The following is a 26,302-nucleotide window of genomic DNA, read 5'->3' as shown; positions in this document are numbered from 1 at the left end:
TACAAAGTATAAAGTACTGAGTTTATGAATAAGTATCAAAATTTAAAAATTTGGAATAAATCAATGGAGTTATTAGAAAAAGTATATCTACTGATGAAGTTATTGCCAGATAATGAAAAATTTGGACTTATTGCTCAAATTAAAAGGTGTAGTGTTTCCATTCCTTCAAATATATCAGAGGGAGCAGGGAGAAATTCTAAGAAAGAATTTATACATTTTTTGAGTATTGCTAACGGATCTACTAGTGAATTAGAAACTCAAATTTTGTTAACCATTAGATTAGGATTTATAAAAGGAAAAGAAGTAGAAGAAATTTTAAATTTGTGTGCTGAAATAAAGAAGATGAATTATGCACTTCAGAAGAGTTTAAGCTAAAACTTAATACTCCGTTCAGTTCTCTAATTCAAAGTGTGCTGAAGAGAAGACTTAATACTTTGTACTCAGTACTTAATACTATTTAATAAAATGAGAATTATACCAGCCATAGATATTATAGACGGACAATGTGTTCGATTATCAAAAGGAGATTACGATACTAAGAAAGTATACAACGAAAATCCGTTAGAGATTGCCAAGCAGTTTGAGGCACACGGAATTGAACATTTACACTTGGTAGATTTAGATGGTGCAAAATCTAAACATATTGTAAACCATAAGGTTTTAGAAGAGATTGCAACCAAAACATCTTTAAAAATTGATTTTGGAGGAGGTTTAAAAACAGATGATGATTTAAGAATTGCATTTGAATCTGGTGCCAACCAAATTACAGGAGGAAGTATTGCTGTTAAAGATGCTACTACTTTTAAAAGTTGGATTGGTAAATTTGGAGCAGATAAAATTATTCTAGGAGCCGATGCTAACAACGAGAAAATTGCAGTTAGTGGGTGGTTAGAAGAATCGGATGAAGATTTAATCCCTTTTATACAAGGATATCAAACAGAAGGTGTACAGTATGTAATTTGTACGGATATTGCCAAAGACGGAATGTTGCAAGGTCCTTCTTTTGATTTGTACGAAAAGATTTTAAAAGAGTGTTCTAATGTAAAATTAATTGCAAGTGGCGGTATTTCTACGTTTGAAGAGTTGCCTAAATTAGCAGCACTAGGATGTGAAGGTACCATTGTTGGAAAAGCAATCTACGAGAACAAGATTAGCTTAAAACAATTAGAAGAGTATATAATACAGAGTAGTTAGTAATAAGTACAAAGTATTAAGTAAAGAAAATTATTAATTGTACGATGTCTGTAGTCAAAGTTTAACTTTGTACTCAGTACTGAATACTAAATACTAGCATGAAATGCTTACTAAAAGAATCGTTCCTTGTTTGGACATTAAAAATGGAAGAACAGTAAAAGGAGTCAACTTTGTAGATTTACGAGATGCAGGAGATCCTGTAGAGTTGGCAAAGAAATATGCGAATACAGGAGCAGACGAATTGGTGTTTTTAGACATTTCTGCAACAGAAGAACGTAGAAGAACTTTGGTAAACTTGGTTCGCGATGTAGCTGCTCAGGTAAATATTCCATTTACTGTAGGAGGAGGAATATCATCTGTTTCTGATGTGGATATTTTATTGCAAAATGGAGCAGATAAAGTTTCTATAAACTCATCTGCAGTAAAAAGACCAGAGTTGGTAAACGAATTGGCTCAGAAATTTGGAAGCCAGTGTGTGGTAGTCGCTATAGATGCTAAAAAGATAGATGGTGAATGGATTGTACACTTAGTAGGAGGTAAAGTGCCAACGGAGTTAAATTTATTCGATTGGGCAAAAGAAGTAGAGCAACGTGGAGCGGGAGAGATCTTATTTACCTCTATGAACAACGATGGAACTAAAGATGGATTTGCGAATGAGGCTTTGGCTAGATTGTCCGAAGAGTTAAATATTCCAATTATTGCGAGTGGTGGTGCAGGAAATGTGCAGCATTTTATAGATACCTTTAAGCATGGAAAATCTGATGCAGCTTTAGCAGCAAGTGTATTTCACTTTCAAGAAATTGAGATACCAGATTTAAAGCAAGAATTAAAAAAGGAAGGAATTCCCGTTAGGATATAATTTTAATAGTAGCTAGTAGAAAGTACTAAGGACAAAGCAAAATTACTTAATACTAGATACTCAGTACTCAATACTAAAAAAATGGAAATAAAATTTGATGAGAATGGTTTAGTACCAGCAATTATACAAGATGCAGAGACAAAGAATGTGTTAATGCTAGGATATATGAATCAAGAAGCTTTTGATAAAACATTGGCGGTTAATAAGGTTACCTTTTTTAGTCGTTCTAAGCAGCGTTTGTGGACAAAAGGTGAAGAGAGTGGAAACTTTTTAGAGTTGGTGTCTATTAAAAATGATTGTGATAAAGATACTTTGTTAATCCAAACAAAGCCTATGGGACCTACTTGTCATAAAGGTACTGGTACATGTTGGGCAGAGGAGAATACAGAGAATTTTGGTTTTTTAACTACGTTAGAAAATGTAATTGCAGAACGAGTAAAAAACAAAGATGTTCAAAAATCGTATGTAGCTAGTTTGTTTGCAAAAGGAATTAACAAAGTAGCGCAGAAAGTAGGAGAAGAGGCTGTAGAAACGGTTATTGAAGCTATGGATAATAACGACGAGTTGTTTTTATACGAAGCAGGAGATTTGTTGTTCCATTACTTAATGTTATTACAGGCAAAAGGATTTACTTTAAAAGACATTACAGCTGAATTGAGAAAACGTCAGAAGTAATTGTTTATAAATTTTAATAGGAGCCCTAGAAAATAAGTTTTCTGGGGCTTTTTGTTTTTTATATTTGTGAGGAATCGCATTATGAAAGACACATTTAAACATCAAGGACTTAGAAAGCATTTGGCAGCCCATTTAGAAACAAAAGGAGTAACAGATGCCAATGTATTGAACGCTATAAAAGAAATTCCAAGACATTTGTACATGGATGCTAGTTTTGAGGAGTATGCATACCAGGATGTAGCGTTTCCTATTGCTGCTGAGCAAACCATCTCTCAACCTTATACGGTAGGATTTCAGTCTCAGTTATTAGAGATTCAAAAAGGAGAAAAGGTATTGGAAATAGGTACAGGTTCCGGATATCAGACAAGTGTATTGGTATACTTAGGGGCTCAAGTCTATACTATAGAGAGACAGCAGGAACTGTATAAAAAAACGTCTAAGTTATTACCGCTGTTAGGTTATAGGCCTAAGTACGCTTATTTTGGTGATGGTTACAAAGGACTGCCAGAATTTGCCCCTTTTGATAAGATTATTGTTACTTGTGGAGCACCTGAAATTCCAAGAGCATTATTAGCTCAGTTAAAAGTAGGAGGTAGAATGGTAATTCCTGTGGGGAACGAACAGCAAATGATGACACTTATTACACGTAAATCTGCCAAAGAGTTTGATAAGCAGATTATAGAAGAGTGTGCCTTTGTTCCTATGTTAAAAGATAAAAACCTTAAGAAGTTTTCTTAAGTGTTCTAATTTTTAACTCACGTTCATCAAACGATTTTTCATCTAGGGGTAAAACAATTTCATTAAATAGCTTCATTAAGTCTGGGCTGTGTTGAATGGTTGTGCCTTTTTTAATGTCTACATGTACAAAAGTCATCCAAGCAATAGATTTTAGTTGGTTCTTTTGCTTGTTAAACATGCGCATTTCTACTTTTAAATGCTTTTTAGAGAATTCAATAGTCTGAGACTCAAAAGCAATTTCTTCCATGGTAAAAACAGGGAGGATATAGGCAATTTGCGTACTAGAAACCACCCAACCAATTTTTTCTTCACGAATCATTTTAAAAATATCAATTCCGTAAGCATTTAGTACTTGGTCCTCACGTTGATTGATGAAATAATCGATATAACGACCGTTGTTTAAATGGTTAAAAGGATCGCAATCCTGAAATCTTATTTTGGTGCTGCTTGTTAAAATTTTAGGTTTTTCCATCTTAGTTTTTTGGGCTAAAAGTTACACAAGGAATAATCATTTCTTCTAAAGAAACTCCACCGTGTTGGTAGGTGTCTTTGTAGTAATGCGTATAATGGTTTTGATTGTTAGGGTACACAAAGAAGAGGTTGTCTTTTGCAAAGATAAAAGAGCTGTTAATATTCTCCTGTGGTAAAAAAATACTCTTTGGATCGTGTTCTGCATACACATCTTTTTCTTGATAGGTAATACTTCTACCTGTTTTGTATCTTAAGTTAGAAGCCATTGCTTTGGTTCCTATTACTTGTGTGTATTTAGTACAGTTAGTAGTACCGTGGTCTGTAGTTATAATTAATTTAATATTGTCTCTCTGTGCCTTTTTAATCAACTCTAACATGGTAGAATTTAAGAACCAAGTCTCTGTTAAATCTCTGTAAGATTTATCGTTAGAAGCTAACTCTTTTATTACTTTGGTGTCTGTTTTGGCATGGGATAAAATGTCTATAAAATTATAAACTACCACGTTAAATTTATTGTCTTTTATCTGCTTGTAGTTTTGCAACAACTCTTTACCCGCTTTCTGATTCCCAATTTTATGGTAAGAGAAAGGAAGGTCTTTTCTAAGTTTTTGTAATTGTCTTTTTAAAAACTCCTCTTCGTGCATGTTTTTACCACCTTCATCATTTTCATTTTTCCAAATATCTTTGTGTTTTTGAGACATTTCTAAAGGAGTCATTCCAGAAAAAATAGCATTTCTTGCATAATGCGTAGCGGTAGGTAAAATACTGTAAAATGGAGTTTCGGTTTCTTTTTTATAGTAGTTATTAATGTTCTTTTCTATCATGTAATATTGATCGTACCTTAAGTTGTCAACGACTATAACCAATGTTTTGTCGTTGTTTTCTACTTCAGGTAAAATAACTTCTTTAAATAATTGATGTGATAAGATTGGAGCTTCTTTGTCGTAAAACCAGTCTTGATAATTCTTTTTAATGAACTTAAAGAAAATTTGATTGGCCTCTTGTTTTTGGCTTTTTAGGATTTCTAAAAGTCCAGAGTTGTCTATGTTTTCTAACTCTAACTCCCAGCGGATTAGTTTTTTGTAGATATCTATCCATTCTTCGTAAGAATTTACAGAGGCTAACTCCATAGAGATGTTTCTAAATTCTTGTTGGTAGTTTATAGTTGCTCTCTCGTTAACCAAACGACTGTGATCTAAATTCTTTTTTAAACTCAATAATATTTGATTTGGGTTTACAGGCTTAATTAGATAATCTGCAATTTTAGAACCAATGGCTTCTTCCATTAAATATTCCTCTTCACTTTTGGTAATCATAATAATAGGAACATTAGAAACTAAGTTTTTAATCTCTGTTAGAGTTTCCAAACCACTAAGCCCTGGCATATTTTCGTCTAAAAAGATCACATCAAAATTGTGTTCCTGTACCAAGTCTATAGCATCTGCACCGTTGCTGCAAGGAGTTACTTTATAGTTCTTTTTTTCAAGGAAAATTATGTGTGGTTTAAGCAGGTTAATTTCGTCGTCAACCCAAAGAATTTCTATATGTTTCATAAAGTGTAAGAATCTAGCAATTACTGTATATTAAGCAATTAGATTTTTATATTTGTGTTACCTTAAAAATATAAAAATTGAAAAGCCCAAGCAATAAAGTTAAAATTATAAACGATCCAATATACGGGTTTATTACAATTCCAAATAAATTAATTTTTGATTTAATGGAACATCCTTACTTTCAGCGTTTAAGAAGGATTACCCAAATGGGCTTGTCGCACTTGGTGTATCCAGGAGCGCACCATACACGTTTTCATCATGCGGTAGGGTGTATGCATTTAATGCAAAAAGCGTTGCGAGTTTTAAAAAATAAGGGGGTAGAAATTAGCGAACAAGAAAACAATGCTGTTTGTATTGCTATTTTATTGCATGATATTGGACATGGACCTTATTCACATGCTTTAGAGCATAGTATTGTAGACGGTGTAAGTCATGAGACGATATCGTTGTTATTTATGAAAGAGCTAAACAAAGAGTTTAAGGGGCAGTTAGATTTAGCTATTTCTATTTTTGAAGGAAAATATTCTCGTAAATTTTTAAATCAGTTGGTTTCAAGTCAATTGGATATTGATAGAATGGACTATTTAAAAAGAGATAGTTTTTATTCTGGAGTTGCAGAAGGTAATATTAGTTCCGAACGTTTAATTGATATGTTAAACGTAGTAGATGATATATTAGTTGTTGAGGAAAAAGGAATTTATTCTGTAGAGAAATTTATTGTGGGTAGAAGACTTATGTACTGGCAGGTATATTTGCACAAAACCAGTGTGGTTGCAGAAAAAGTGTTGGTAAATTTACTAGCAAGAGCAAAGCACTTAGCCAGTAAAGGAGTAGAGTTGCCATCTAGTAAAGCATTAAAATTCTTTTTGTACAGAGATATAGATGAAAATTTTGATTTAGAAACACTAAAAACATTTTCTAGATTAGACGATTATGACATGTTATCGGCCATAAAAGACTGGATCAGTCACGAAGATGAGATATTATCACGATTATCAGAGATGATTATCAATAGAAAGTTGCTAAAAGTAAAAATGGGAAATAAACCTTTTTCTGATACTGAAGTTTTAGCAATAAAAGAAAAAATGACATCGAACGGATGGACAAAAGAAGATATGGACTACTTTTATATTCAGGACTCTGTTCAAAATCAAGCATATAGCGACGAGGAAAAGAAGATTTATTTGTATTATAAGAATGGAGATATTGTAGATATAGTAACTGCTTCAGATCAATTAAATATCCAAGCGTTGACAAAACCAGTAATAAAATACTTTGTTTGTTATCCAAAAGGTGTCAAAAACTCTTAAATAGAATATAATTTTTTACTTTTGCCAGTGATGGAATTTAAAGCAACTCAGATAGCAGAAATCTTAGGAGGTGAAATCGTAGGAGATGAAGCTGCAACGGTATCTACTTTATCAAAAATTGAAGAAGGGGAAAAAGGATCAATGACTTTTTTGTCAAATCCAAAGTACACAAACTTTATATATACGACCAATGCATCTATTGTAATTGTAAATAAAGATTTTGAACCTGCTAAAGAAATAAGCGCAACTCTTATAAAAGTAAACGATGCTTATCAAGCTTTTACTCAAGTTTTAGAGTTTTACAACGAGTACAAAAATCAAAAATCGGGAATAGAATCTCCTGTAAGTATTGCTGATACTGCTACAATAGGAGAAGATCCATATATAGGAGCTTTTGCATATCTTGGTGCAAATGTTACTATTGGAAACAATGTAAAAATATACCCTAACTGTTATGTTGGAGACAATGTAACAATTAAAGACAATACAACTTTATATGCAGGAGTAAAGATATATGCAGACTGCGAAATAGGGTACAATTGTAAAATTCATGCAGGTGCAGTAATTGGATCTGATGGATTTGGGTTTGCTCCAACCGAAACAGGAGAGTACAAGACCATACCTCAAATAGGAAATGTTATTATAAAAGATAACGTAGACATAGGAGCCAATTCAACTATAGATAGAGCTACAATGGGATCTACTGTTATTGAAAGAGGAGTTAAGATTGATAATTTAAATCAGATAGCCCACAATGTTACTGTAGGAAAAAATACAGTAATGGCTTCACAGTCGGGGATAGCTGGTTCTAGTTCAGTAGGTGAAAATTGTCAGATAGCTGGACAAGTTGGGGTTTCAGGACATATTAAAATAGGAAATAATGTAAAGATTTCTGCTAAAACCGGAGTCGCTAAGAATACCAAAGATGGAGCTGTATTAAGAGGTATTCCTGCTATGGACTATGCAGAGTATAATAAATCGTATGTTTATTTTAAAAAGTTGCCAACAATTATAAAAGAGTTAGAGAATAAATAAGCTTTAAAAAGTATAAGTAATGCTAAAACAAAAAACAATCCAAAACGAGGTTACATTAACAGGTGTAGGTTTACATACAGGTCAGGATGTAACGATGGTGTTTAAACCAGCTCCAGAGAATAATGGATATACATTTGTTCGTGTAGATTTAGAAGGAAAGCCAAGCATTGAAGCTAAGGTAGAATATGTTACAACTACAGAAAGAGGTACTAACCTAGAAAAAATGGGTGTGAGTATCAATACTTCGGAGCATGTTTTAGCAGCAGCTGTTGGTTTACAAATAGATAACTTAGTAATAGAAATTAATGCTTCTGAGCCACCAATTATGGATGGTTCTTCTAAATATTTTATAGAAGCATTAGAGTCTGCAGGAATTGTTGAGCAAGAAGCAGAAGTAGATGAATACATTGTAAAAGATGTAGTATCATTTAAAGACGAAGAGACAGGAAGTGAAATTATTTTAATGCCTTCTGATAAGTATGAAATTACTACAATGGTTGATTTTGGGACTCAGATTTTAGGTACTCAAAATGCAACACTAGATAATATTTCTGATTTTAAAGAAGAGATTTCTGCCGCTAGAACGTTTAGTTTTTTACATGAATTAGAAATGTTATTAGAGCACAACCTAATTAAAGGAGGTGATTTAAATAATGCGATTGTTTATGTAGATAAAGAAATTTCCGAATCAACATTGTCTAAATTAAAAGAAGCTTTTGGAAAAGACGACATAAAAGCAACTCCAAATGGTATTTTAGATAATTTAGAGTTGCGTTGGGCTAATGAAGCTGCAAGACATAAGTTGTTAGATGTTATTGGTGATTTAGCATTGGTAGGAACAAGAATTAGAGGAAAAGTAATAGCAAACAAACCAGGTCACAAAGTAAATACTTTGTTTGGTAAACGTTTGGCTAATATTATAAAACAAGAGAAACGCAACAGCGTTCCTAATTACGATTTGAATCAACCACCATTAATGGATATTCATGCCATTATGAAGTTGTTGCCACACAGACCTCCATTTTTATTGATTGATAGAATTTTGGAATTGTCGGATTCACATGTGGTTGGGATGAAAAATGTATCTATGAACGAACCTTTTTTTGTAGGACATTTCCCAGATGCACCAGTAATGCCTGGAGTTTTACAAATTGAAGCAATGGCTCAGTGTGGAGGTGTTTTGGTTTTAAGCACTGTTCCAGATCCAGATAATTATTTAACATATTTCATGAAAATGGATAATGTTAAGTTTAAACAAAAAGTGTTACCAGGAGATACCCTTATATTTAAAGCGGAATTAATTACCCCAATCCGTAGAGGAATCTGTCATATGAAATCTGTTGGATATGCCAACGGAAGAGTAGTAGTAGAAGCTGAACTAATGGCACAAATAGCCAAGAAAAAATAAACAAATATGAATCAACCATTAGCATATATCCATCCAGGGGCTAAAATTGCTCGTAATGTAGTTATAGAGCCATTTACAACCATTCACAACAATGTAACCATTGGTTCTGGTACATGGATTGGATCTAATGTGACTATTATGGAAGGTGCTGTAATTGGAGAAAACTGTAAAATTTTCCCTGGAGCAGTAATTTCTGCTATGCCGCAAGATTTAAAATATAACGGAGAGGATACTGCAACTATTATTGGTGATAATGTAACAATAAGGGAGTGTGTTACCATTAACAGAGGGACAACAGACCGAATGAAAACAGTAGTAGGTAATAATTGTTTAATTATGGCTTATTGTCATATTGCTCATGACTGTATTGTGGGAGACAATTGTATTTTTTCTAACGGAAGTACCTTAGCTGGGCATACAAATATTGGGAACAGTGTGATTTTAGCAGGGATGACTGCAATCCACCAGTTTTGTTCTGTGGGAGATCATGCGTTTGTAACTGGAGGTTCTTTGGTAAGAAAGGATGTTCCTCCATTCGTAAAGGCTGCAAGAGAGCCTTTATCTTATGTTGGAGTAAATTCAGTTGGATTAAGAAGAAGAGGTTTTGAAGCTGAAAAAATTCATGAAATTCAAAACATATACAGAATCTTATTCCAAAGCAAGCATAACAATAGCCAAGCAATTAGAATTATTGAAGCTGAAATGGAGGCTACTAAAGAGAGAGACGATATCATTAGATTTATACAGAGTTCTCAAAGAGGGATTATGAAAGGATATTTTAACAACTAAAAAGAAAATTATAGATGGCAACTACATCGGATATTAGAAATGGATTGTGTATTGTTTATAACAGTGATACTTATAAAGTTATAGAGTTCCAACATGTAAAACCAGGTAAAGGACCTGCTTTTGTAAGAACTAAATTAAAGAGTTTAACTTCGGGGAAAGTTATTGATAACACTTTTTCTGCAGGACACAAAATAGAAGAGGTAAGAGTAGAGACTAGAAAGTATCAGTATTTATATGCAGAAGGAGATACTTTTAACTTTATGAATACAGTTGACTACAATCAAATTACTTTAGAGAAAGAAACTTTAGATGCTCCAGACTTGTTAAAAGAAGGAGAAGTGGTTACTGTAATTGTACGTGCAGAAGATGAATTGCCTTTGGCTGTAGAAATGCCTCAATCTGTAATTTTAGAAGTTACTTACACAGAGCCAGGAGTTAAAGGAAACACAGCAACCAACGCTACTAAGCCTGCAACTGTAGAGACAGGTGCTTCTGTAAACGTTCCATTGTTTATTAACGAAGGAGATAAAATTAAGATAGAAACTGCAAAAGGTACTTACCAAGAAAGAATTAAAGAGTAGTTTTTGTTTTTTTAAAGTATATAAAAAAGGAATCTAAATTATTTAGATTCCTTTTTTATTGTTAGATCTTATCTTTTGATACTAAAGCTGTTAACGTACTCTTCTGGTTTGCTAGGGTCAAATTCTTTCCCCATTATATAATGCTTTTTATAAGTAGTTCCAGGAGCTTCAAAACCGTGTTCTTTTAATTTACTAGCACAATCTGTAGCTAAGTAAACTTGCTCTGCAATTTTTTTGTAATCGATGTCTTTTTTTACATAACCCCAACGTTTCATTTGTGTTAGAATCCAAACTCCCATAGAGTGCCAAGGGAATGGATCAAAGTCAATTCTATCGGGTACTTTTAGGACATTTCCTAAACCATCGGCATAGGTTCCAGTTAGGACTTGTTTAACAACTGACGGCGGTTGGTTAAGGTAATTTTTAGGCGAGATTGCTTCGGATATGGCATCTCTGTTTTCTAATTTAGATGAGTAGTTTGTAGCATCAATGATGGCACTAAATAATGCTGAATAGGTGTTTGGGTGTTTGGTAGCAAATTCTTCGCTACACGCAAATGCACAACAAGGATGACCCTGCCATATGTCTTTGGTTAACATGTGTAAGAAACCTACATTTTCGTAAACGGCTCTTTGGTTAAATGGATCTGGAGATAAGTAACCATCTAAATTTCCGGCTTTTAAATTTGCGACCATCTCTGGTGGTGGTACCACTCTAATTTGAATGTCTTTATCAGGATCCAATCCATGTTCTGCAACATAATACCTTAATAAGAAATTATGCATAGAATATTCAAAAGGAACTCCAAATTTAAAACCTTTCCACATTTTAGGATCTCTTTTGTCTTTGTGCTTTAAATGCAAACAGATTGCTTGTCCATTAATGTTTTCTACTGCTGGCATTATATATGGAGACTGTACAGACCCAGCACCCAAGGTCATGGCTAAAGGCATAGGAGTAAGCATGTGAGAAGCATCGTACTCTTTGTTAAGACTTTTATCTCTAGCAACAGCCCATCCAGCAGTTTTTACCACATTTACGTCCAATCCATATTTTTCGTAAAACCCCATAGGTTTAGACATAATAATAGGAGTTGCACAAGTAATAGGAACAAATCCTATGTTTAGTGTACTTTTTTCTAATTTGGAAGCAGACTTGGCTGAACCTCCTCCATTGGTAACTTCTTTCTTTTTGTCATTTGCACAGGCTTGTATTAATCCCATCGGTAATGCAGAGAGTAATGCGGCTTTAAAAGTGTTTTCTCCAACAATTTTAATAAACTGTCTTCTTTTTAAGTCGTTTCCACCAAACATAGATTTTACAATGGATGTTTCTACAAATCGATTGACCATTGCTTCCTCTGTTTGTGGTAAAGAAGAGCTTTCTACTTTGTTTTCGCTGCTGCAAGATTTACAACTACAGCTAGCTCCATGTGATAAGTCTGACTTATCGCTATATGGATTATCTAAACTATTTACAGACATAACTTTTAGTTTTAAGTGTTAGTTTTAATTTTGTTACCATTTTTTATAGGGTAAGAATTTTCCAGTCATGGTAACTTGAACTCTATCTCCTTTAGGGTCTTCTATTTTATCTACGTTTAGTGTAAAATCAATAGCACTCATAATTCCATCTCCAAATTTTTCATGAACCACTTCTTTAATACTCGTACCATATACATAAGCTATTTCGTAAAATCTATAAATTAAAGGATCGCTTGGGATTACTTGTCCAGGACCTTTAGTAGGAAATACCATTAACGCATCCCTTACTTCTTCGTTAAGCTCCAGTGTTTCTGTAACAATATCTGCTTCTTCTTTGCTTAATGTAGCATTTCCTAAGCATGCTGCGGCAATACAAACAGGGTCCAGTTTTGTAAGTTCTGAAAGTAATTCCCAGGTAGTTCCTTTTGTTGATTTTGCATCTAGTATTAAACTAGACATGGTTTCTTTTGACATCATAATGAATAGTGTTTTTTAAAAGGTTAAAGGTTTTCAGGGTTTATTTCTACAGGAAATTCTTTGTCGGATAGAATTCCTTGTTGAATTTGATGTTTGATTTGTTCCGATTTTTTAACAAGAAAATCAACTAAGTAGTTTCTTATTTTATAATAATTGGGATCTTGTACTATGGTGGCTCTATTTCTAGGTTTAGGAATGTCAACCAGAATACATTCAGCAACTCTTGCAGAAGGACCGTCGGACATTAGTAAAATTTTATCAGAAAGAAGTATTGCTTCATCAATGTCATGCGTAATCATAAAAGTGGTTTGTTTGGTTCGTTCGCATATATCTACTAGTTGATCTTGAAGTTTTCCTCTGGTTAAAGCGTCCAAAGCTCCAAACGGCTCGTCCATTAATAGTAAAGCAGGTTCTATAGAAAAAGCTCTTGCAATACCAACGCGTTGTTTCATTCCTCCAGAGAGTTCACTCGGTTTTTTATCTTTTGCATCTTTTAATCCTACCATATCTAAAAAATGCAAGGCACGGTTTTTTACTTCTTTATCAGTTAGGTCTCTGTATTTACATTTAATAGCCATTTTAATATTATCTAGCGCGGTAAGCCATGGTAGCAAGCTGTGGTTTTGAAAAATAACTCCACGTTGCAAACTAGGACCTAAAACAGGACTACCCCGCATTACGATTTCGCCTCCAAAATCAATATCTAAACCAGCCAAAGCGTTTAAAACAGTAGATTTTCCACAACCAGAATGACCAATAATACTAATGTATTCACCTCTGTTTATGGTGAAGTTAATATTCTCAAAAACGGTTAACTCTTCTTTTCCTTTATTAATAGAAAAGGTTTTACTTAAATTTTTTACTGATAGAAAACTCATAAGCTTGTTATTCTTTATAGTTAAAGTATTTAGATATAAAAGAAATTAGATTGTCTAGAAACATTCCAAAAGCTCCAATCATTAGGATAGAAAAAATTACACTCGTTAAGTTTAAGTTGTTCCATTCGTTCCAAACATAATATCCTATTCCAGTACCTCCTACCAGCATTTCTGCAGCAACAATTACTAGCCAAGAGATTCCCATGGAAATTCTCATTCCAGTAAAAATTGTGGGTAGGGCAGCGGGTAAAATAATTTTAAAAGCAGATATAACTGGGTTCATTTCTAGAGTTTTACCAACGTTTATCCAGTCTTTTTTTACAGATAACACACCAAAAGCGGTGTTGATTAACATAGGCCATACAGAACAGATGAAAATGACAAAAATGGAAGATAGAATTGAGTCTTTTATAACAAATAATGCCAAAGGCATCCATGCCAATGGAGAAACAGGTTTTAGTATTTGTATAAAAGGGTCCAGTGCTTTGTAGAGCACAGGAGACATTCCTATTAAAAAACCAAGAGGGATTCCAAATAGCATTGCAATAAAAAAACCAACAGCAACTCTAGAGACTGAATAAAAGATTTGAATTCCAATTCCTTTATCGTTAGGTCCATTGTCATAAAAAGGATTTCTAAGTTCTTTAAAAGCATGTTTAAAGACTTCTATTGGACCAGGAACATGTGCTTGTGGTTCTCCAAGTCCCATTAACTTTTCGTATTCGGTCAGATTTTTTTTGTTCCTACTACCATCTCCTGTACTTAATTCTCCAATGGTGGTAAAAAAAAGAAACAAAATAAGAGATAATAGGGTTGATTTTAGTCTTAGGTTCATATATGCAGTAGTCGTTTTAGGTTGTATACTGCAATATTAGTTGGCACTTTAGTTTTAGGGGGTGCACAAAAAAGACAAATACCTACACAATTATAACAATGAGTTTTGTGTAGGTATTAGCTATTGTATTTGGTTGAGCTTGCTACTAGAAAATTTTTCTTTGATTTTCTGTAATTTCTAAATCATTAATACTCGCATATCTTTTCTTCATCAATCCATTGTCATCAAACTCCCAGTTTTCATTACCGTAGGCTCTATACCATTTACCTTCGTTATTCTGATATTCATACTCAAAACGAACCGCTATTCTGTTAGCTGTATGTGCCCAGTACTCTTTTTTTAATTTATAATTTATTTCTGTACTCCATTTGTTCTTTAGAAACGTAACAATTTCTTCTCTTCCATTAATAAATAGGTTTCTATTTCTCCATTCACTGTCTGGAGTATATGCCATAGAAACAACCTCGGGGTTTTTGCTGTTCCAAGCATCTTCTGCTTTTTGAATCTTAATTTTTGCAGTTTCCTCAGTAAATGGTGGTAAAGGGTGCTTTTTATTCATAAGGCTAGTTGTTTTAAAAGTGGATGGCAATAGTACAATACTAAACTGATTTAATCGTTACACTTTTTTAACATCTTGCTGTACTTTTTAGCCTTTGTAATGTGTTGCTTAATAACTGATATAAAGCAGTTTAAATTCGGGGTTTAATGATGTTTTTAACTTACTATGATGTGTAATTTTAAAGCGGTATGAAATGGAAATTTAAAAAATAATAAAACTCTCAGTATATTATGAATAATGTATCGTTACCTGTTTTTAAAATTTCAAATTTTATAGACTATAAAAACTGTATTCAAGACTTTGAGGCCAATTTTTATATTCGACAATTTAAGGATCATCTTTGTGAGAATTGTTTTTTAGAAAAACCTCATTCGCATGACTTTTATTTAATATTAATTATTACCTCCGGACAAGGAAAACATTATATTGATGCCAAAGAGTATGATGTTAGAACTGGTGCATTTTTTATCATTCCTCCAGGGCAGATACACAGATGGGAATTATCAGATGATACAGATGGTTATGTGCTCTTTTTTACAAAGAAATATTTTTTGTTAGGTTTTGATCATCAGAAATTTGAAGCTTATCCTTTTTTTAAAATGACGTTTGCAGAACCTCATGTTTTGCTTAATTATGATGAATTAAACAATGTGGTTAAAATTTTCAAGAAAATTCATTCAGAATATTCTAACCGAACCATTAATTTTCACGAGATGATAAGACTGTATATGGGGCAACTTTTTGTGAATCTTACAAGAGTTTATTATAACAAATCATATGTTAAACAGGTGTCTAATTATGAACTGATACAATTAACTGTTTTTGAAAGTTTAATAGAAGAGCATTTTAAAGAACATCAACCGGTTCCTTTTTATGCAGAGAAGATGAGTTTGTCTATAAAACAATTGAGTTATATGTGTAAAAAGGTACTCAATAAAACTCCTTCAGAAATGATTCAAGATAGATTAATTTTAGAAGCTCAGAGATTAATCTTACATACAGAACTTCCAATTAAACACATTTCTAATGTGCTAAATTTTAACGAAAGCTCTTATTTTAATAGAATGTTTAAGAGAACGTGTAATAAAACTCCTGAGCAATACAGGAGTTCTTTCACTTCTTTTATCAGTAATAATTACTAATCTATAGTTGGTTTAGATGTAGTTATTTTACTTAAATAGTTTTATTATTTGTTGTAAGTAAACTTTCTAGCAGAGCTTTTTACTGCCTTAGGAAAGTCTTTAGGTAATTTTTGAGTTACTTTTCCAGTAGCTGCCCATTCTGTTCCTCTTTGAATTAGAGTGATTAGGCCTACAGATGAGAATGCAGTTTCATCGTGTCCTAAAGTTGTGTGAAAAATTCTACCTTTTTTATATTTAATGGTCATTACAACTGGTTCCTTTTGTCCTGAGTTAGCAGGCTTTTTAGTTGATACAGCAGTTGCTAATACGGTAACATTCTTAGCGGGTCCTCTTAAATAAGCGTAACACTCATCTGCTGTATGCATCCATTGCTTAGGAAAACCTTTGGTTATGGGATGTGAGTTTTTGTAGGTTGTAACTAAAAACTCTTCTCGTTTACCATGTTGTCCACAAGGTCCTGCAGCGTTGTCTACTTTAACATTGTCTTTTTTGTCTACATAAAGGTATGGGCCGTGTTTTTTGGTACGACCTCCCCAGCCACCAATACCAATCATTTCATTATAAGCCGTCCAGTTAGCAAAGCAGTTATCTGCAGCATGAATACTAACAAATCCTCCACCTTTTTTCATGAATTTCTCGAATTTTTCTTGGGTTTTGCTAGGCCAATCAGCCGCTCTAAAACCAAAGTTAGAGACAACAACATCGTACTTACAGAAGTTAGGTAGAAAATCAGGGTCTGTCTTTGGTTTTCCTTCGGTACCATTAGGAACACCTTCTGCGTAAGATAACCAAGCTTTTTTAGGAGTACTCTTAAATAAGTATTTGGTACGTGCAATATCAACAGTAAACATTCCTGTTTCTTCTAGATATTGTTTCATCATAATGGTTGATTTAGGCCAAACAGCATGATTGTTCTGACCATCTATAATCAATGCTTTTATTTTTTTCTGCCCTAAGCAACCTGTTAAAGTAACCATGCTTATGATCAAAAATGTTTTAAAAGTTCTATTTTTCATTCTTGTTTCTTTTAAAATAAAGTTTTTACTCTTTTAGTTCTCTTACCCAAATGTTACGATAACTTACCAAATTACCATGATCTTGTAGGTATATAGGTCCTTTTTCGTGAGCTTTATAGCTTGGTTTACCTCTATACACGGTTGGGCCTTCTATAGTCACGTTGTCTTGTATTAATACATTATTATGTAAAACAGTAACTGTGGCCTTTTTTACGACAGCTCCATTCTTATCAAACTTAGGTTGATGGTAAATAATGTCATAAGAATTCCATTCGCCCGTAGGGACAGATGCCATGGCTAATGGGATAGACTGTTTGTACACAGATCCTACCTGACCATTGGCATAGGTTTTATTGTTGTTGTTATCTAATACTTGAATTTCATAACGTCCTTGTAAGAAAATACCGCTATTTCCTCTTTGTTGCCCTTTTTTATTAAGGATGTTTATAGGAGACTTCCATTCTATGTGCAATTGCATACTTCCAAAATCTTGTTTGGTTTTAATACCACCAGCTTTGGGTTTTACGGTCATAGAACCATCCAATTTAAGAGTCCAATTTACGGTCTTCCCTTTCCCTGTCCATTGGTTAAAATTAGATCCGTCAAAAAGAATAATTGCATCGCTTGGTGCGCTGTTGTTTTTACCTGGAGTTACTTTAGGAGGTTGTGGTTCCCATACTTCAGTTTTTTTTGGATCTATTTTTTTTTCCTGTGCAAGACAGATAGCTGTTACAAGGAAAAAGAAGACTGTTTTTTTCATAATTATATTCCTAAAATATTTTTTAATTGTTCTGGGTCCGTATCACCACCAGCAAAATCATCAAATGTTTTACCGGTAGACTCTATAATGTGTTTTTGTATAAATGGAGCACCTTCTCTTGCACCTTGTTCAGGAGATTTGATACAACATTCCCATTCCATTACTGCCCAAACATCACAATCGTATTTGGTTAGTTTGGAAAAAATTCCTCCAAAATCTGTTTGTCCATCACCTAAAGATCTAAAACGACCAGCTCTGTCTGCCCAGTCTGTATAACCTCCGTAAACTCCCTGTTTACCAGTAGGGTTAAACTCAGCATCTTTTACATGGAAAGCTTTTATTCTCTCGTGGTAATAGTCAATAAAGGTTAGATAGTCTAGTTGTTGTAGTACAAAGTGACTTGGGTCGTACAAGATGTTTGCCCTTTTGTGATTTCCTGTAGCTTCTAAAAATTGTTCAAAAGAAATTCCATCGTGTAAGTCTTCACCAGGGTGTAACTCGTAACAAGCATCTACACCGTGCTCGTCAAAGTGATTTAAGATAGGGGTCCATCTTTTTGCTAATTCTTTAAATCCCATTTGAACCAATCCATTTGGGCGTTGTGGCCAAGGGTACACCGTATGCCACATTAAAGCTCCAGAAAAAGTAGCGTGCGATGTTAATCCTAACTTTCCGCTTGCAGTTCCTGCTTTTTTAACCGTGTCTATAGCCCATTGGGTTCTTGCTTTTGGGTTGTTTTTTACAGCATCTGGAGCAAAACCATCAAACATAGTGTCGTAAGCAGGGTTTACCGCAACTAATTGTCCTTGTAAGTGTGTAGAAAGTTCTGTGATTTCTAATCCGTAAGAATTTACTTTTCCTTTTAAGTCGTCGCAATAGGTCTGACTATCTGCAGCAATGTCTAAATCTATTAATGCCGATTCCCATGTAGGGATTTGTATTCCTTTATATCCTAAATCTGCAGCCCATTTACACAATGAATCTAAATTGTTAAATGGTTCTTTATCACCCATAAACTGAGCTAAGAAAACAGCAGGCCCTTTAATTGTACTCATAATTGTAGTTTTTTAAATTTTTACCCAAGCGGCATTGTTATTGTCGCTTTCTACTGCAGCGTAGATAAATTTCATACCTCTAATACCATCTTTTATAGTTGGATAGTCTGTTTTTTCTACAGCTTCTCCTTTTTTAATAGCATTAAGGTGTGTTGCAAAGTTTTTGTAGATAGTTGCAAAAGCTTCTAAATACCCTTCTGGGTGTCCCGCAGGAATTCTAGAAACCTCTAAAGCTTCTGGATACAATCCGTTTCCGTTAGGAGTATAGATTTTTTGTGGTTCTTCTAACCAGCGAGTTAATAGTTCATTCGGGTTTTCTTGATGCCATTCTAAGGCTCCTTTTTCTCCGTAGACTTTAATGGCTAGGTTGTTTTCTTCCCCTAGTGCTATCTGAGAAATAGAGATGGTACCTTTGGCACCATTGTCCATACGGATTAACATATTTCCGTCATCGTCTAAGGTTCTACCAGCACCAAATACTCCTAAATCAGCAGCTATTTCTGCAATTTTTAAACCGGTAATGTATTCAATTAAGTTTTCTGCATGGGTACCTATATCTCCTAAAGCACCACCAATTCCAGATTTTTTAGGATCGGTTCTCCAAGCGGCTTGTTTTTGACCGTCCTTTTCTATGGATGTAGATAACCAACCTTGTAGGTATTGCGCTTGAATTTTTCTAATCTTACCAATAGACCCATTGTCTACTAACGCTTTGGCTTGTTTTACCATAGGGTGTCCTGTGTAGTTGTGGGTTAAAGCAAATAGTTTTCCGCTATTGTTTATTACTTCTTCTAATTCTATGGCTTCGTCCAAAGTTAAACTTACAGGTTTGTCACATACTACATGGAATCCGTTTTCTAAAGCTAGTTTTGCTGGAGGAACGTGCATGTGGTTAGGAGTAACAATAGCTACAAAGTCCATTCTTTCGTTTTCTGGAAGTTCTTTTTCTTTGGCTATCATTTCTTGGTAATTTGCATAACATCTGTCCGAAGGAATACCTAAATCTTTTCCCGAAGAAATAGATTTTTCGGGAGTACTACTAAAAGCACCACATACCAGTTCAATCATTCCATCAATGCTTGATGCTTTACGATGTACGTCTCCAATAAAAGAGCCGGCACCACCACCAATCATTCCCATTTTTAATTTTTTCATTTTGTTGTATACGTTGTAGGTTAGTTAAGTGTATTTTCTATTTTAATTTGATTTCTTTTTCATGTAAATTGATAATCCTGTAAAGCATAAAATTAAGATTGCAGGAAGTATAGACATAATTTGTAATGCTTGGTTGGCACTAGAGTTATCCATTAAGTTCCCCATAATTGGAAGAACGATTGAAACAGATAGCATTCCGGCACCTCCCATAATTGACAATCCTAAGGCTCCTGTTTCTGGCAGGTATTCGGCTACAAAACCAAGCATGGTTGGCCAGAAAAAAGTAACTCCTAATGCAAATACGGCTGCAGCTACAAAAGTCATTCCTCCAGAAGTAATGGTTAACAACCAGAGTCCGGCAAAGGTTAATATGGCAGAATATAATAACATTCCAGAAGGCTTTAACTTATGCACTACATTACCAGCAGACAATCTACCTAAGGCCATAATTCCATTAATAAAAGCTAGTACTAACAATGGTGAGCTAACCGATTTTTTTAACAATGAATCTATACGTTGTGTGGTTCCTAATTCTGATGCTGCAGTTAACAACATACAAAAAGCCATAAATAAGAATAATGGTTTTCCAATACTCTTTAACATATCCGAGTAGCTAATACCTAATTGTACGCGTTCTGTAGTAGGAAATTTTTGACCTAAAAACATAATACCGTAAGCAATGGTAGGGATAAATAGTGTTGCAGTCATAATTTGCCAACTTAGCCCTAAAACTTCCATAAATAGCCATCCAACTAAGGCTCCAATCACAATTCCTCCTGGAAACCATACATGGAAACGATTTAACATTTTTGTTTTTTCATCTTTGTAGACAGATGCAATCATAGGATTTAGTGCAGCTTCTACCATTCCGTTCCCAATACCAACAAATAAAGTAGCAATAAATAAAGAGGTCATAGAGCTTGCGGTAATGGTTAAAACAATACCTACAATATGGGTTGTAAATGCAATCCAAGTAATCTTTTTAATTCCTAACGTATCTACTAAAGGCCCACCAATAATCATAGCTAAAGTAAATCCCCAAAATGCAGGTGTAAATGCCCAACCAATTTGTTCTAGCGTTAATCCAATTCCTTCGGGACCAAAAACAGTTTCTAAGCTTGCTCTAATAGCAAAGGTCATTGCTGTTGTAATTAATGCAAGACAACTTGCGATAAAAAGTCTTTGTTTGTTAATACCTTCCATAATTATGTTTGTTTAGTTTGTTGTTTAAGTTTATCGATTTGATACTTTTAAGGGGTGTACTAATGCTGAATCTATATAAATAGTCTGTTTTCACGTAAAAATAATCAACTATTTAAAAATAATGTTTAGAATATTACAGTGAAGAAAATTAAACAAACTACTCTTGGTTTAGTTCTTTTGTTTTAAACTCGTTTGGAGTACATTTCTCGTATTTTTTAAAAAGTGTGGCGAAATATTGGCTAGAAGTAAACCCGCAACTATAAGCTATTTCTGTAATATTGGTAGTAGGTTCTTTAATTAAAAGTTCTTTAGAAAGCTCTAGTCTCCTGATGTTTAGGTATTTCATAGGAGTTAGATTTGTTATTTGTTTACAATGGTATGTAAATCTGGTTAGTCCAACACCGGCAGATTTTGCCATTTCTTCTACAGTCCAGTTTTTTTGAAGATTATTTTCCAGTTCGTCTAGAAATATTTTTACACTTCTAGAGCTATCTGTAAGTGTTTCGTTTAAAGGGATTTCTTCACTATCAATTAATTCTAAGATTAATACGAGTAGGTAATTTACAAGTAGTCTTATAGAAGAAGCACTGCTTCCTTCTTTGTCTTGGTGTATGGTTTTGTGAATTTTAGAGAAACAATCTTTAAAATTCGCGTTGGTTTTCCATATCTGTTTTTCGTTCTTTCTTAAAGCAGTGGTTAGTCTGTCTAAGTCGCTGGGCGTTAATGTAATCCATTCTGGCCATTCCCATTCTTGATGAGGTCTGCGTACTCCTAGGTCTATAATAACCCAATAGAATTTTCCTATGCCAACGTTTGGGTTTCCAACTCTGTGGATTTCCCAAGGGCGTGTAATTGTTAAGTCTCCTGGCTTTAAGATGGTTTGAGAGTTTTCTTGAGAGTAAGGCATAGAGCCAGATTCTAAGAAGTGAAACTCAATTCCTTCGTTTCTGTGCCAATCTAGTCCCCAATCTTGAGGGGTGCTGGCATCCCAGTACCCAATACTATTTAGTCCAAGTGTGTTGTCGTCTAAACGATCTCCGGGATATGAGTGTCTTGCTAATGCTTTGAAATCTACCTTTTTACGTTCGGATGCATCCACTAAAGGTAGGCAGGTATCTACATGGTAAACAATACCGTTGCCTTTGAAAGAAATGATTTTTTGTTCAGAAGTTTTCATTGAAGAAAATTAAACAAAAAATATGAAAATACTATGGATAGTTTTCTAATACTATCAAAAGGTCGAGTTTAGGTGTCTTTTTTTTAAAAATAAATATAAAATAAGTGAAAAGAATACATAAATTGCATTGAGTGAAAAATTATAAGATGTATGAAAAGATATTTAGCTTGTATTTTAACTAGTACAGTATTTCTATTTATGGGGTGTTCTACAAGTCCAAAAGTAAAAGTAGAAAAATGGGTGAATCTTTTAGAGGGAGAACAGGCTAAGAATTGGGTAGTTAAGATAACAAAACACCCTGTGGGAGATAATTATAAAAATACTTTTCAGATTAAAGACGGTCTTCTTAGTGTGCAATATGATAAGGACTACAATTTTAACAAGACTTTTGGTCATATTTTTTATAATAAGGAATTGTCACATTATAAGTTAAAGCTAGACTATAGGTTTGTTGGAGAGCAAGTAAAAGGAGGTTTAGGATGGGCAGAACGCAATAGTGGAATTATGATTCATTGCGAGAGTCCTTATAATATGACTCAAGACCAATTATTCCCCATGTCTATAGAGGTACAATTATTAGGAGGTATAGATAAAAAGGAGTCAAGACCAACTGCAAATGTTTGTACCCCAGGGACCAATGTTATGATAGATGGTAAATATGAGACTTCGCACTGTGTTAAATCTACTTCGTCAACATATTATGGAGATGAATGGGTACAAGTAGAGATAGAGGTGCATGGCAATGATTTGATACTACATAGAATTAATGGAGAAGAAGTATTGCAATATACCAAACCAGAAATAGGAGGTACTATGTTAGAGAATAAGGACTATTGGGAGCCTAAAGTAGGAACCTTGTTGGAAAAAGGATTTTTTTCATTGCAAAGCGAAAGTCATCCTGTAGAATTTAGAAATATTTATTTATTGGAATTGTAGCATATTTGTGCTTTTAGACACCAATTACAAACTCCTAAAAAGGTATTGTGCAATAAGTTTTTTGTTATAAAATTGTAGGAGTTTTAAAATTCTGTGATAAAAAAGTAAAAAAGGTAGATATACTGAACAAATATTTATATTTGTTGGCAACGAATTTTCAATAAAAAAATATAATTAAATGAGTGTTTTAGTTAATAAAGATTCTAAAATCATAGTTCAAGGATTTACAGGAAGTGAAGGAACTTTCCATGCTTCTCAAATGATTGAATACGGTACAAACATCGTAGGTGGAGTTACTCCAGGAAAAGGAGGACAAGAACACTTAGGAAAGCCAGTTTTTAACACAGTTCAAGAAGCTGTAGATAAAGCAGGAGCAGACACAACTATTATTTTTGTACCACCAGCATTTGCTGCTGATGCAGTAATGGAAGCTACTGATGCAGGTATTAAAGTTATTATTTGTATTACAGAAGGTATTCCTGTAGCTGATATGGTAAAAGTAAAAGCTTATGTTGATAATTCTGATGCTCGTTTAATTGGACCTAACTGTCCAGGAGTTATTACTCCAGGAGAAGCTAAAGTTGGAATTATGCCAGGATTCATCTTTAAAAAAGGGAATGTAGGTATTGTTTCTAAGTCTGGTACTTTAACTTACGAAGCTGCTGACCAAGTTGTAAAACAAGGATTTGGAATTACTACAGCAATTGGTATTGGTGGAGATCCAATTATTGGAACAACTACTAAAGAAGCTGTAGAGTTATTAATGAATGATGAAGAAACAGATGCAATTGTAATGATTGGTGAAATTGGTGGTCAGTTAGAGGCAGAAGCAGCTAAGTGGGTAAGTGCCAATGGAAATAAAAAGCCAGTTGTAGGATTTATTGCTGGACAAACAGCACCTGCAGGACGTACAATGGGACACGCTGGAGCTATTGTTAGTGGAGAAGGAGAATCTGCACAAGCAAAAATGGAGATATTAGCTGCTAACGGAATTAAAGTAGTAGAATCTCCTGCAAAAATTGGAGAGGCTGTTGCTGAGGTTTTAGCTGCAGTTGCTAAATAAGAAGTAAATTAAGACTGAATATTTTATGGGATTATTAGAAGGAAAAACAGCAATTATTACTGGTGCTACTAGAGGTATTGGGAAAGGAATTGCTTTAGAATTTGCTAAACAAGGAGCTAATGTTGCCTTTACTTTTAGTTCTTCTGTAGAAGCTGCACAAGCTTTAGAAGCTGAGCTGTCTGCTATGGGAGTAAAAGCAAAAGGTTACCAATCTAATGCTGCTGAGTTTGATGCTGCACAAGATTTAGCTGCTGAAGTTTTAAAAGAGTTTGGAAGTATTGATGCATTGATTAACAATGCCGGAATTACGAAAGATAACTTATTAATGAGAATCTCAGAAGAAGATTTTGATAAGGTTATTGAAGTAAATTTAAAGTCAGTTTTCAACTTAACTAAAGCTGTAATTCGTCCTATGATGAAGCAAAGAGCAGGTTCTATTATTAATATGAGTTCTGTAGTAGGTGTACAAGGTAATGCTGGACAAACAAACTATGCTGCATCTAAAGCAGGTATGTTAGGTTTTACAAAGTCTGTGGCTTTGGAGTTAGGTTCTAGAAACATTCGTTGTAACGCTATTGCTCCAGGATTTATTGAAACTGAAATGACAGCTAAATTAGACGAAGCTGTTGTAGATGGTTGGAGACAAGGAATTCCATTAAAAAGAGGTGGTCAGCCAGAAGATATTGCAAATGCATGTGTGTTTTTAGCTTCTGATATGTCTGCTTATATTACAGGTCAAACATTAAATGTTGATGGTGGTATGATTACTGCTTAAAAACAACATTCTAAATAAATAAAAAACTGCTCTTGAAGATTTCTTTAAGAGCAGTTTTTTATTTTTATGCAAAAATAATCTTTATGAAAATTTCTAATATTAAAGAAAAGGTCTTAGCAAATGCTTGGAAACCTTTAAAAGAATTTGTCTACGATTATACGGCTTCTGATGGTCGCGTTATGACTCAAAAAAGAGAGGTTTATGATAAAGGAGATGGAGCTGCTGTTTTTATGTATAACAAAACGGCACAAAAGGTTTTAATGACCAAGCAGTTTAGAATGCCAGCATATGTAAATAATGTAGGTAATGGTGATGGAATTATAACAGAGGTGCCTGCAGGAATGTTAGATGGAGATTATCCAGAAAGTGCTATAAAAAGAGAAATAGAGGAGGAGACTGGTTACAGAATTCAGAACGTAGATTTTGTGTGTGATGTAATCATGACTCCCGGAGCAGTGACAGAAGTAACACATATGTTTGTGGCTACTTACGACGAAAATATGAAAGTGTCTAAAGGAGGTGGGCTTGCAGATGAACAAGAAGACATTGTTATATTTGAAATGAGTTTTGATGCCATAAAAAAAAGCATTAGAAACAATGAGATAAAAGATGGTAAAACTTTAATTTTGCTCCAACATGCATGGATTAATGGTCTGTTGGATGCATATACAATATGAATAACTAAAAAAGACAAATAATGGCAAAGGTAGTAATCAACAGTTTTGAAGAATTTAAGGCATTTGAAGGAAAAGAAATCGGTAACTCAGAGTATTTACAAGTAACTCAGGAGCGTATCAATAAGTTTGCAGATGCTACTTTAGATCATCAATGGATTCACTGCGATGAAGAAAAAGCAAAAGACGGACCTTTTGGAGCTCCAATAGCACACGGTTATTTAACCGTTTCGTTACTTCCTTATTTGTGGGAGCAAATTGTAGAAGTGAACAATAGTAAAATGTTGGTGAATTACGGAATTGAAAAGTTGAAGTTTAACAAACCTGTTTTAGTAGGTAATAAAGTAAGACTGGCGGTTAAGCTAAAATCTATAGAAAACTTAAGAGGAATTTCTAAAGCGATACTTTCTATTAAGATAGAAATAGAAGGAGAGCGCAAATCGGCTGTAGATGCAGATATTATTTTCTTGTATCATTTTGTAAATTAGATTGTTGTTATC

29 protein-coding genes are annotated in these 26,302 nt (G+C 34.0%); 16 read left to right on the top strand and 13 right to left on the bottom strand.

Annotation, left to right across the window (positions count from 1 at the left end):
- Positions 1 to 24 precede the first annotated feature (24 nt).
- The 5 genes from ACXHHC_RS03575 (at position 25) to ACXHHC_RS03555 (ending at position 3,466) form a co-directional block, all read left to right on the top strand.
- Positions 25 to 375 carry a four helix bundle protein gene (locus ACXHHC_RS03575; protein WP_458228283.1) on the top strand — a complete coding sequence of 117 codons (351 nt, stop codon included), beginning with the start codon at positions 25 to 27 and terminating at the stop codon, positions 373 to 375.
- 90 nt (positions 376 to 465) lie between these two features.
- Positions 466 to 1,194, top strand: coding sequence for a 1-(5-phosphoribosyl)-5-[(5-phosphoribosylamino)methylideneamino]imidazole-4-carboxamide isomerase (hisA, locus tag ACXHHC_RS03570; protein WP_458228282.1), 729 nt, complete (start codon positions 466 to 468; stop codon positions 1,192 to 1,194).
- A 103-nt stretch (positions 1,195 to 1,297) separates the two neighbouring features.
- Positions 1,298 to 2,053 carry an imidazole glycerol phosphate synthase subunit HisF gene (gene hisF, locus ACXHHC_RS03565; RefSeq protein WP_458228281.1) on the top strand — a complete coding sequence of 252 codons (756 nt, stop codon included), beginning with the start codon at positions 1,298 to 1,300 and terminating at the stop codon, positions 2,051 to 2,053.
- 81 nt (positions 2,054 to 2,134) lie between these two features.
- Positions 2,135 to 2,728 carry a bifunctional phosphoribosyl-AMP cyclohydrolase/phosphoribosyl-ATP diphosphatase HisIE gene (gene hisIE / locus ACXHHC_RS03560; RefSeq protein WP_458228280.1) on the top strand — a complete coding sequence of 198 codons (594 nt, stop codon included), beginning with the start codon at positions 2,135 to 2,137 and terminating at the stop codon, positions 2,726 to 2,728.
- An 81-nt stretch (positions 2,729 to 2,809) separates the two neighbouring features.
- A complete protein-coding gene (locus ACXHHC_RS03555) occupies positions 2,810 to 3,466 on the top strand; it encodes a protein-L-isoaspartate(D-aspartate) O-methyltransferase (RefSeq protein WP_458228279.1) in 657 nt (218 codons plus the stop codon).
- Here ACXHHC_RS03555 and ACXHHC_RS03550 read toward each other — a convergent pair.
- Positions 3,450 to 3,938 carry an acyl-CoA thioesterase gene (locus tag ACXHHC_RS03550; RefSeq protein WP_458228278.1) on the bottom strand — a complete coding sequence of 163 codons (489 nt, stop codon included), beginning with the start codon at positions 3,936 to 3,938 and terminating at the stop codon, positions 3,450 to 3,452. The two genes, ACXHHC_RS03555 and ACXHHC_RS03550, sit on opposite strands and share 17 nt — an antisense overlap.
- A 1-nt stretch (position 3,939) precedes the next feature.
- On the bottom strand, positions 3,940 to 5,490 hold the full coding sequence (porX, locus tag ACXHHC_RS03545; protein ID WP_458228277.1) for a T9SS response regulator signal transducer PorX: 1,551 nt from the start codon (positions 5,488 to 5,490) through the stop codon (positions 3,940 to 3,942).
- A 77-nt stretch (positions 5,491 to 5,567) separates the two neighbouring features.
- Here porX and ACXHHC_RS03540 point away from each other — a divergent pair, with 77 nt between their 5' ends.
- From ACXHHC_RS03540 to efp, 5 genes are read left to right on the top strand one after another with little or no spacing between them, the layout of a single operon-like run.
- Positions 5,568 to 6,800 (top strand): HD domain-containing protein, encoded by a 1,233-nt coding sequence (locus ACXHHC_RS03540; RefSeq protein ID WP_458228276.1) that lies wholly within the window; start codon positions 5,568 to 5,570, stop codon positions 6,798 to 6,800.
- A gap of 30 nt (positions 6,801 to 6,830) precedes the next feature.
- Positions 6,831 to 7,835 (top strand): UDP-3-O-(3-hydroxymyristoyl)glucosamine N-acyltransferase, encoded by a 1,005-nt coding sequence (gene lpxD, locus ACXHHC_RS03535; protein WP_458228275.1) that lies wholly within the window; start codon positions 6,831 to 6,833, stop codon positions 7,833 to 7,835.
- 19 nt (positions 7,836 to 7,854) lie between these two features.
- The gene (locus ACXHHC_RS03530; RefSeq protein ID WP_458228274.1) at positions 7,855 to 9,243 is read left to right on the top strand and encodes a bifunctional UDP-3-O-[3-hydroxymyristoyl] N-acetylglucosamine deacetylase/3-hydroxyacyl-ACP dehydratase; all 1,389 of its coding nucleotides are present in this window, start codon (positions 7,855 to 7,857) and stop codon (positions 9,241 to 9,243) included.
- 6 nt (positions 9,244 to 9,249) lie between these two features.
- Positions 9,250 to 10,032 (top strand): acyl-ACP--UDP-N-acetylglucosamine O-acyltransferase, encoded by a 783-nt coding sequence (gene lpxA / locus ACXHHC_RS03525; protein ID WP_458228273.1) that lies wholly within the window; start codon positions 9,250 to 9,252, stop codon positions 10,030 to 10,032.
- 14 nt (positions 10,033 to 10,046) lie between these two features.
- A complete protein-coding gene (gene efp / locus ACXHHC_RS03520) occupies positions 10,047 to 10,613 on the top strand; it encodes an elongation factor P (RefSeq protein ID WP_458228272.1) in 567 nt (188 codons plus the stop codon).
- A 68-nt stretch (positions 10,614 to 10,681) separates the two neighbouring features.
- Here the strand turns inward: efp and ACXHHC_RS03515 are convergent, their stop codons facing one another.
- The 5 genes from ACXHHC_RS03515 to ACXHHC_RS03495 all read right to left on the bottom strand — a co-directional run bounded on the left by ACXHHC_RS03515 (position 10,682) and on the right by ACXHHC_RS03495 (position 14,846).
- A complete protein-coding gene (locus tag ACXHHC_RS03515; protein ID WP_458228271.1) occupies positions 10,682 to 12,097 on the bottom strand; it encodes a CmpA/NrtA family ABC transporter substrate-binding protein in 1,416 nt (471 codons plus the stop codon).
- Between the two features lie 33 nt (positions 12,098 to 12,130).
- On the bottom strand, positions 12,131 to 12,574 hold the full coding sequence (gene cynS / locus ACXHHC_RS03510) for a cyanase (RefSeq protein ID WP_458228270.1): 444 nt from the start codon (positions 12,572 to 12,574) through the stop codon (positions 12,131 to 12,133).
- A 23-nt stretch (positions 12,575 to 12,597) separates the two neighbouring features.
- Entirely contained in the window at positions 12,598 to 13,452 is an 855-nt protein-coding gene (locus tag ACXHHC_RS03505) for an ABC transporter ATP-binding protein (protein WP_458228269.1), read from the bottom strand.
- Positions 13,453 to 13,459: 7 nt separating this feature from the next.
- Complete coding sequence (gene ntrB / locus ACXHHC_RS03500) at positions 13,460 to 14,287, bottom strand: nitrate ABC transporter permease (protein ID WP_458228268.1); 828 nt, start codon at positions 14,285 to 14,287, stop codon at positions 13,460 to 13,462.
- 145 nt (positions 14,288 to 14,432) lie between these two features.
- Positions 14,433 to 14,846: a DUF1348 family protein gene (locus ACXHHC_RS03495; protein ID WP_458228267.1), complete on the bottom strand. Its 414-nt coding sequence runs from the start codon at positions 14,844 to 14,846 to the stop codon at positions 14,433 to 14,435.
- A gap of 230 nt (positions 14,847 to 15,076) precedes the next feature.
- Between ACXHHC_RS03495 and ACXHHC_RS03490 the strand changes: the two genes are divergently transcribed.
- Positions 15,077 to 15,988, top strand: a complete 912-nt coding sequence (locus tag ACXHHC_RS03490) for an AraC family transcriptional regulator (protein WP_458228266.1) — start codon at positions 15,077 to 15,079, stop codon at positions 15,986 to 15,988.
- Positions 15,989 to 16,032: 44 nt separating this feature from the next.
- Here the strand turns inward: ACXHHC_RS03490 and ACXHHC_RS03485 are convergent, their stop codons facing one another.
- The 6 genes from ACXHHC_RS03485 to ACXHHC_RS03460 form a co-directional block, all read right to left on the bottom strand.
- Complete coding sequence (locus ACXHHC_RS03485) at positions 16,033 to 17,004, bottom strand: ThuA domain-containing protein (protein ID WP_458228265.1); 972 nt, start codon at positions 17,002 to 17,004, stop codon at positions 16,033 to 16,035.
- Between the two features lie 25 nt (positions 17,005 to 17,029).
- Entirely contained in the window at positions 17,030 to 17,764 is a 735-nt protein-coding gene (locus ACXHHC_RS03480) for a 3-keto-disaccharide hydrolase (protein WP_458228264.1), read from the bottom strand.
- A 2-nt stretch (positions 17,765 to 17,766) separates the two neighbouring features.
- Positions 17,767 to 18,819 carry a sugar phosphate isomerase/epimerase family protein gene (locus tag ACXHHC_RS03475; protein ID WP_458228263.1) on the bottom strand — a complete coding sequence of 351 codons (1,053 nt, stop codon included), beginning with the start codon at positions 18,817 to 18,819 and terminating at the stop codon, positions 17,767 to 17,769.
- Between the two features lie 12 nt (positions 18,820 to 18,831).
- The gene (locus ACXHHC_RS03470) at positions 18,832 to 19,974 is read right to left on the bottom strand and encodes a Gfo/Idh/MocA family protein (protein ID WP_458228262.1); all 1,143 of its coding nucleotides are present in this window, start codon (positions 19,972 to 19,974) and stop codon (positions 18,832 to 18,834) included.
- 42 nt (positions 19,975 to 20,016) lie between these two features.
- Positions 20,017 to 21,177: an MFS transporter gene (locus ACXHHC_RS03465; RefSeq protein ID WP_458228261.1), complete on the bottom strand. Its 1,161-nt coding sequence runs from the start codon at positions 21,175 to 21,177 to the stop codon at positions 20,017 to 20,019.
- Positions 21,178 to 21,334: 157 nt separating this feature from the next.
- Entirely contained in the window at positions 21,335 to 22,354 is a 1,020-nt protein-coding gene (locus ACXHHC_RS03460) for a helix-turn-helix domain-containing protein (protein ID WP_458228260.1), read from the bottom strand.
- Between the two features lie 150 nt (positions 22,355 to 22,504).
- Between ACXHHC_RS03460 and ACXHHC_RS03455 the strand changes: the two genes are divergently transcribed.
- The 5 genes from ACXHHC_RS03455 (at position 22,505) to ACXHHC_RS03435 (ending at position 26,290) form a co-directional block, all read left to right on the top strand.
- A complete protein-coding gene (locus ACXHHC_RS03455; protein WP_458228259.1) occupies positions 22,505 to 23,290 on the top strand; it encodes a 3-keto-disaccharide hydrolase in 786 nt (261 codons plus the stop codon).
- A 178-nt stretch (positions 23,291 to 23,468) separates the two neighbouring features.
- The gene (gene sucD, locus ACXHHC_RS03450) at positions 23,469 to 24,353 is read left to right on the top strand and encodes a succinate--CoA ligase subunit alpha (RefSeq protein ID WP_458228258.1); all 885 of its coding nucleotides are present in this window, start codon (positions 23,469 to 23,471) and stop codon (positions 24,351 to 24,353) included.
- A 25-nt stretch (positions 24,354 to 24,378) separates the two neighbouring features.
- A complete protein-coding gene (fabG, locus tag ACXHHC_RS03445; RefSeq protein WP_458228257.1) occupies positions 24,379 to 25,128 on the top strand; it encodes a 3-oxoacyl-[acyl-carrier-protein] reductase in 750 nt (249 codons plus the stop codon).
- Between the two features lie 83 nt (positions 25,129 to 25,211).
- Entirely contained in the window at positions 25,212 to 25,805 is a 594-nt protein-coding gene (locus ACXHHC_RS03440; protein WP_458228256.1) for an NUDIX domain-containing protein, read from the top strand.
- 20 nt (positions 25,806 to 25,825) lie between these two features.
- On the top strand, positions 25,826 to 26,290 hold the full coding sequence (locus ACXHHC_RS03435; RefSeq protein WP_458228255.1) for a MaoC family dehydratase: 465 nt from the start codon (positions 25,826 to 25,828) through the stop codon (positions 26,288 to 26,290).
- Positions 26,291 to 26,302 lie beyond the last annotated feature (12 nt).

This window comes from Wenyingzhuangia sp. IMCC45574, assembly GCF_054182685.1.
Note: the sequence above shows the minus strand (reverse complement) of the source record. Positions and strands in the feature narration are given on the sequence as shown.

Excerpts from the sequence above, each read along its gene's own strand:
- ACXHHC_RS03575 (WP_458228283.1), top strand. The coding sequence starts at position 25 with ATGAATAAGTATCAAAATTTAAAAATTTGGAATAAATCAATGGAGTTA.
- hisA (WP_458228282.1), top strand. The coding sequence starts at position 466 with ATGAGAATTATACCAGCCATAGATATTATAGACGGACAATGTGTTCGA.
- hisF (WP_458228281.1), top strand. The coding sequence starts at position 1,298 with ATGCTTACTAAAAGAATCGTTCCTTGTTTGGACATTAAAAATGGAAGA.
- hisIE (WP_458228280.1), top strand. The coding sequence starts at position 2,135 with ATGGAAATAAAATTTGATGAGAATGGTTTAGTACCAGCAATTATACAA.
- ACXHHC_RS03555 (WP_458228279.1), top strand. The coding sequence starts at position 2,810 with ATGAAAGACACATTTAAACATCAAGGACTTAGAAAGCATTTGGCAGCC.
- ACXHHC_RS03550 (WP_458228278.1), bottom strand. The coding sequence starts at position 3,938 with ATGGAAAAACCTAAAATTTTAACAAGCAGCACCAAAATAAGATTTCAG.
- porX (WP_458228277.1), bottom strand. The coding sequence starts at position 5,490 with ATGAAACATATAGAAATTCTTTGGGTTGACGACGAAATTAACCTGCTT.
- lpxD (WP_458228275.1), top strand. The coding sequence starts at position 6,831 with ATGGAATTTAAAGCAACTCAGATAGCAGAAATCTTAGGAGGTGAAATC.
- ACXHHC_RS03530 (WP_458228274.1), top strand. The coding sequence starts at position 7,855 with ATGCTAAAACAAAAAACAATCCAAAACGAGGTTACATTAACAGGTGTA.
- lpxA (WP_458228273.1), top strand. The coding sequence starts at position 9,250 with ATGAATCAACCATTAGCATATATCCATCCAGGGGCTAAAATTGCTCGT.
- efp (WP_458228272.1), top strand. The coding sequence starts at position 10,047 with ATGGCAACTACATCGGATATTAGAAATGGATTGTGTATTGTTTATAAC.
- ACXHHC_RS03515 (WP_458228271.1), bottom strand. The coding sequence starts at position 12,097 with ATGTCTGTAAATAGTTTAGATAATCCATATAGCGATAAGTCAGACTTA.
- cynS (WP_458228270.1), bottom strand. The coding sequence starts at position 12,574 with ATGATGTCAAAAGAAACCATGTCTAGTTTAATACTAGATGCAAAATCA.
- ACXHHC_RS03505 (WP_458228269.1), bottom strand. The coding sequence starts at position 13,452 with ATGAGTTTTCTATCAGTAAAAAATTTAAGTAAAACCTTTTCTATTAAT.
- ntrB (WP_458228268.1), bottom strand. The coding sequence starts at position 14,287 with ATGAACCTAAGACTAAAATCAACCCTATTATCTCTTATTTTGTTTCTT.
- ACXHHC_RS03495 (WP_458228267.1), bottom strand. The coding sequence starts at position 14,846 with ATGAATAAAAAGCACCCTTTACCACCATTTACTGAGGAAACTGCAAAA.
- ACXHHC_RS03490 (WP_458228266.1), top strand. The coding sequence starts at position 15,077 with ATGAATAATGTATCGTTACCTGTTTTTAAAATTTCAAATTTTATAGAC.
- ACXHHC_RS03485 (WP_458228265.1), bottom strand. The coding sequence starts at position 17,004 with ATGAAAAATAGAACTTTTAAAACATTTTTGATCATAAGCATGGTTACT.
- ACXHHC_RS03480 (WP_458228264.1), bottom strand. The coding sequence starts at position 17,764 with ATGAAAAAAACAGTCTTCTTTTTCCTTGTAACAGCTATCTGTCTTGCA.
- ACXHHC_RS03475 (WP_458228263.1), bottom strand. The coding sequence starts at position 18,819 with ATGAGTACAATTAAAGGGCCTGCTGTTTTCTTAGCTCAGTTTATGGGT.
- ACXHHC_RS03470 (WP_458228262.1), bottom strand. The coding sequence starts at position 19,974 with ATGAAAAAATTAAAAATGGGAATGATTGGTGGTGGTGCCGGCTCTTTT.
- ACXHHC_RS03465 (WP_458228261.1), bottom strand. The coding sequence starts at position 21,177 with ATGGAAGGTATTAACAAACAAAGACTTTTTATCGCAAGTTGTCTTGCA.
- ACXHHC_RS03460 (WP_458228260.1), bottom strand. The coding sequence starts at position 22,354 with ATGAAAACTTCTGAACAAAAAATCATTTCTTTCAAAGGCAACGGTATT.
- ACXHHC_RS03455 (WP_458228259.1), top strand. The coding sequence starts at position 22,505 with ATGAAAAGATATTTAGCTTGTATTTTAACTAGTACAGTATTTCTATTT.
- sucD (WP_458228258.1), top strand. The coding sequence starts at position 23,469 with ATGAGTGTTTTAGTTAATAAAGATTCTAAAATCATAGTTCAAGGATTT.
- fabG (WP_458228257.1), top strand. The coding sequence starts at position 24,379 with ATGGGATTATTAGAAGGAAAAACAGCAATTATTACTGGTGCTACTAGA.
- ACXHHC_RS03440 (WP_458228256.1), top strand. The coding sequence starts at position 25,212 with ATGAAAATTTCTAATATTAAAGAAAAGGTCTTAGCAAATGCTTGGAAA.
- ACXHHC_RS03435 (WP_458228255.1), top strand. The coding sequence starts at position 25,826 with ATGGCAAAGGTAGTAATCAACAGTTTTGAAGAATTTAAGGCATTTGAA.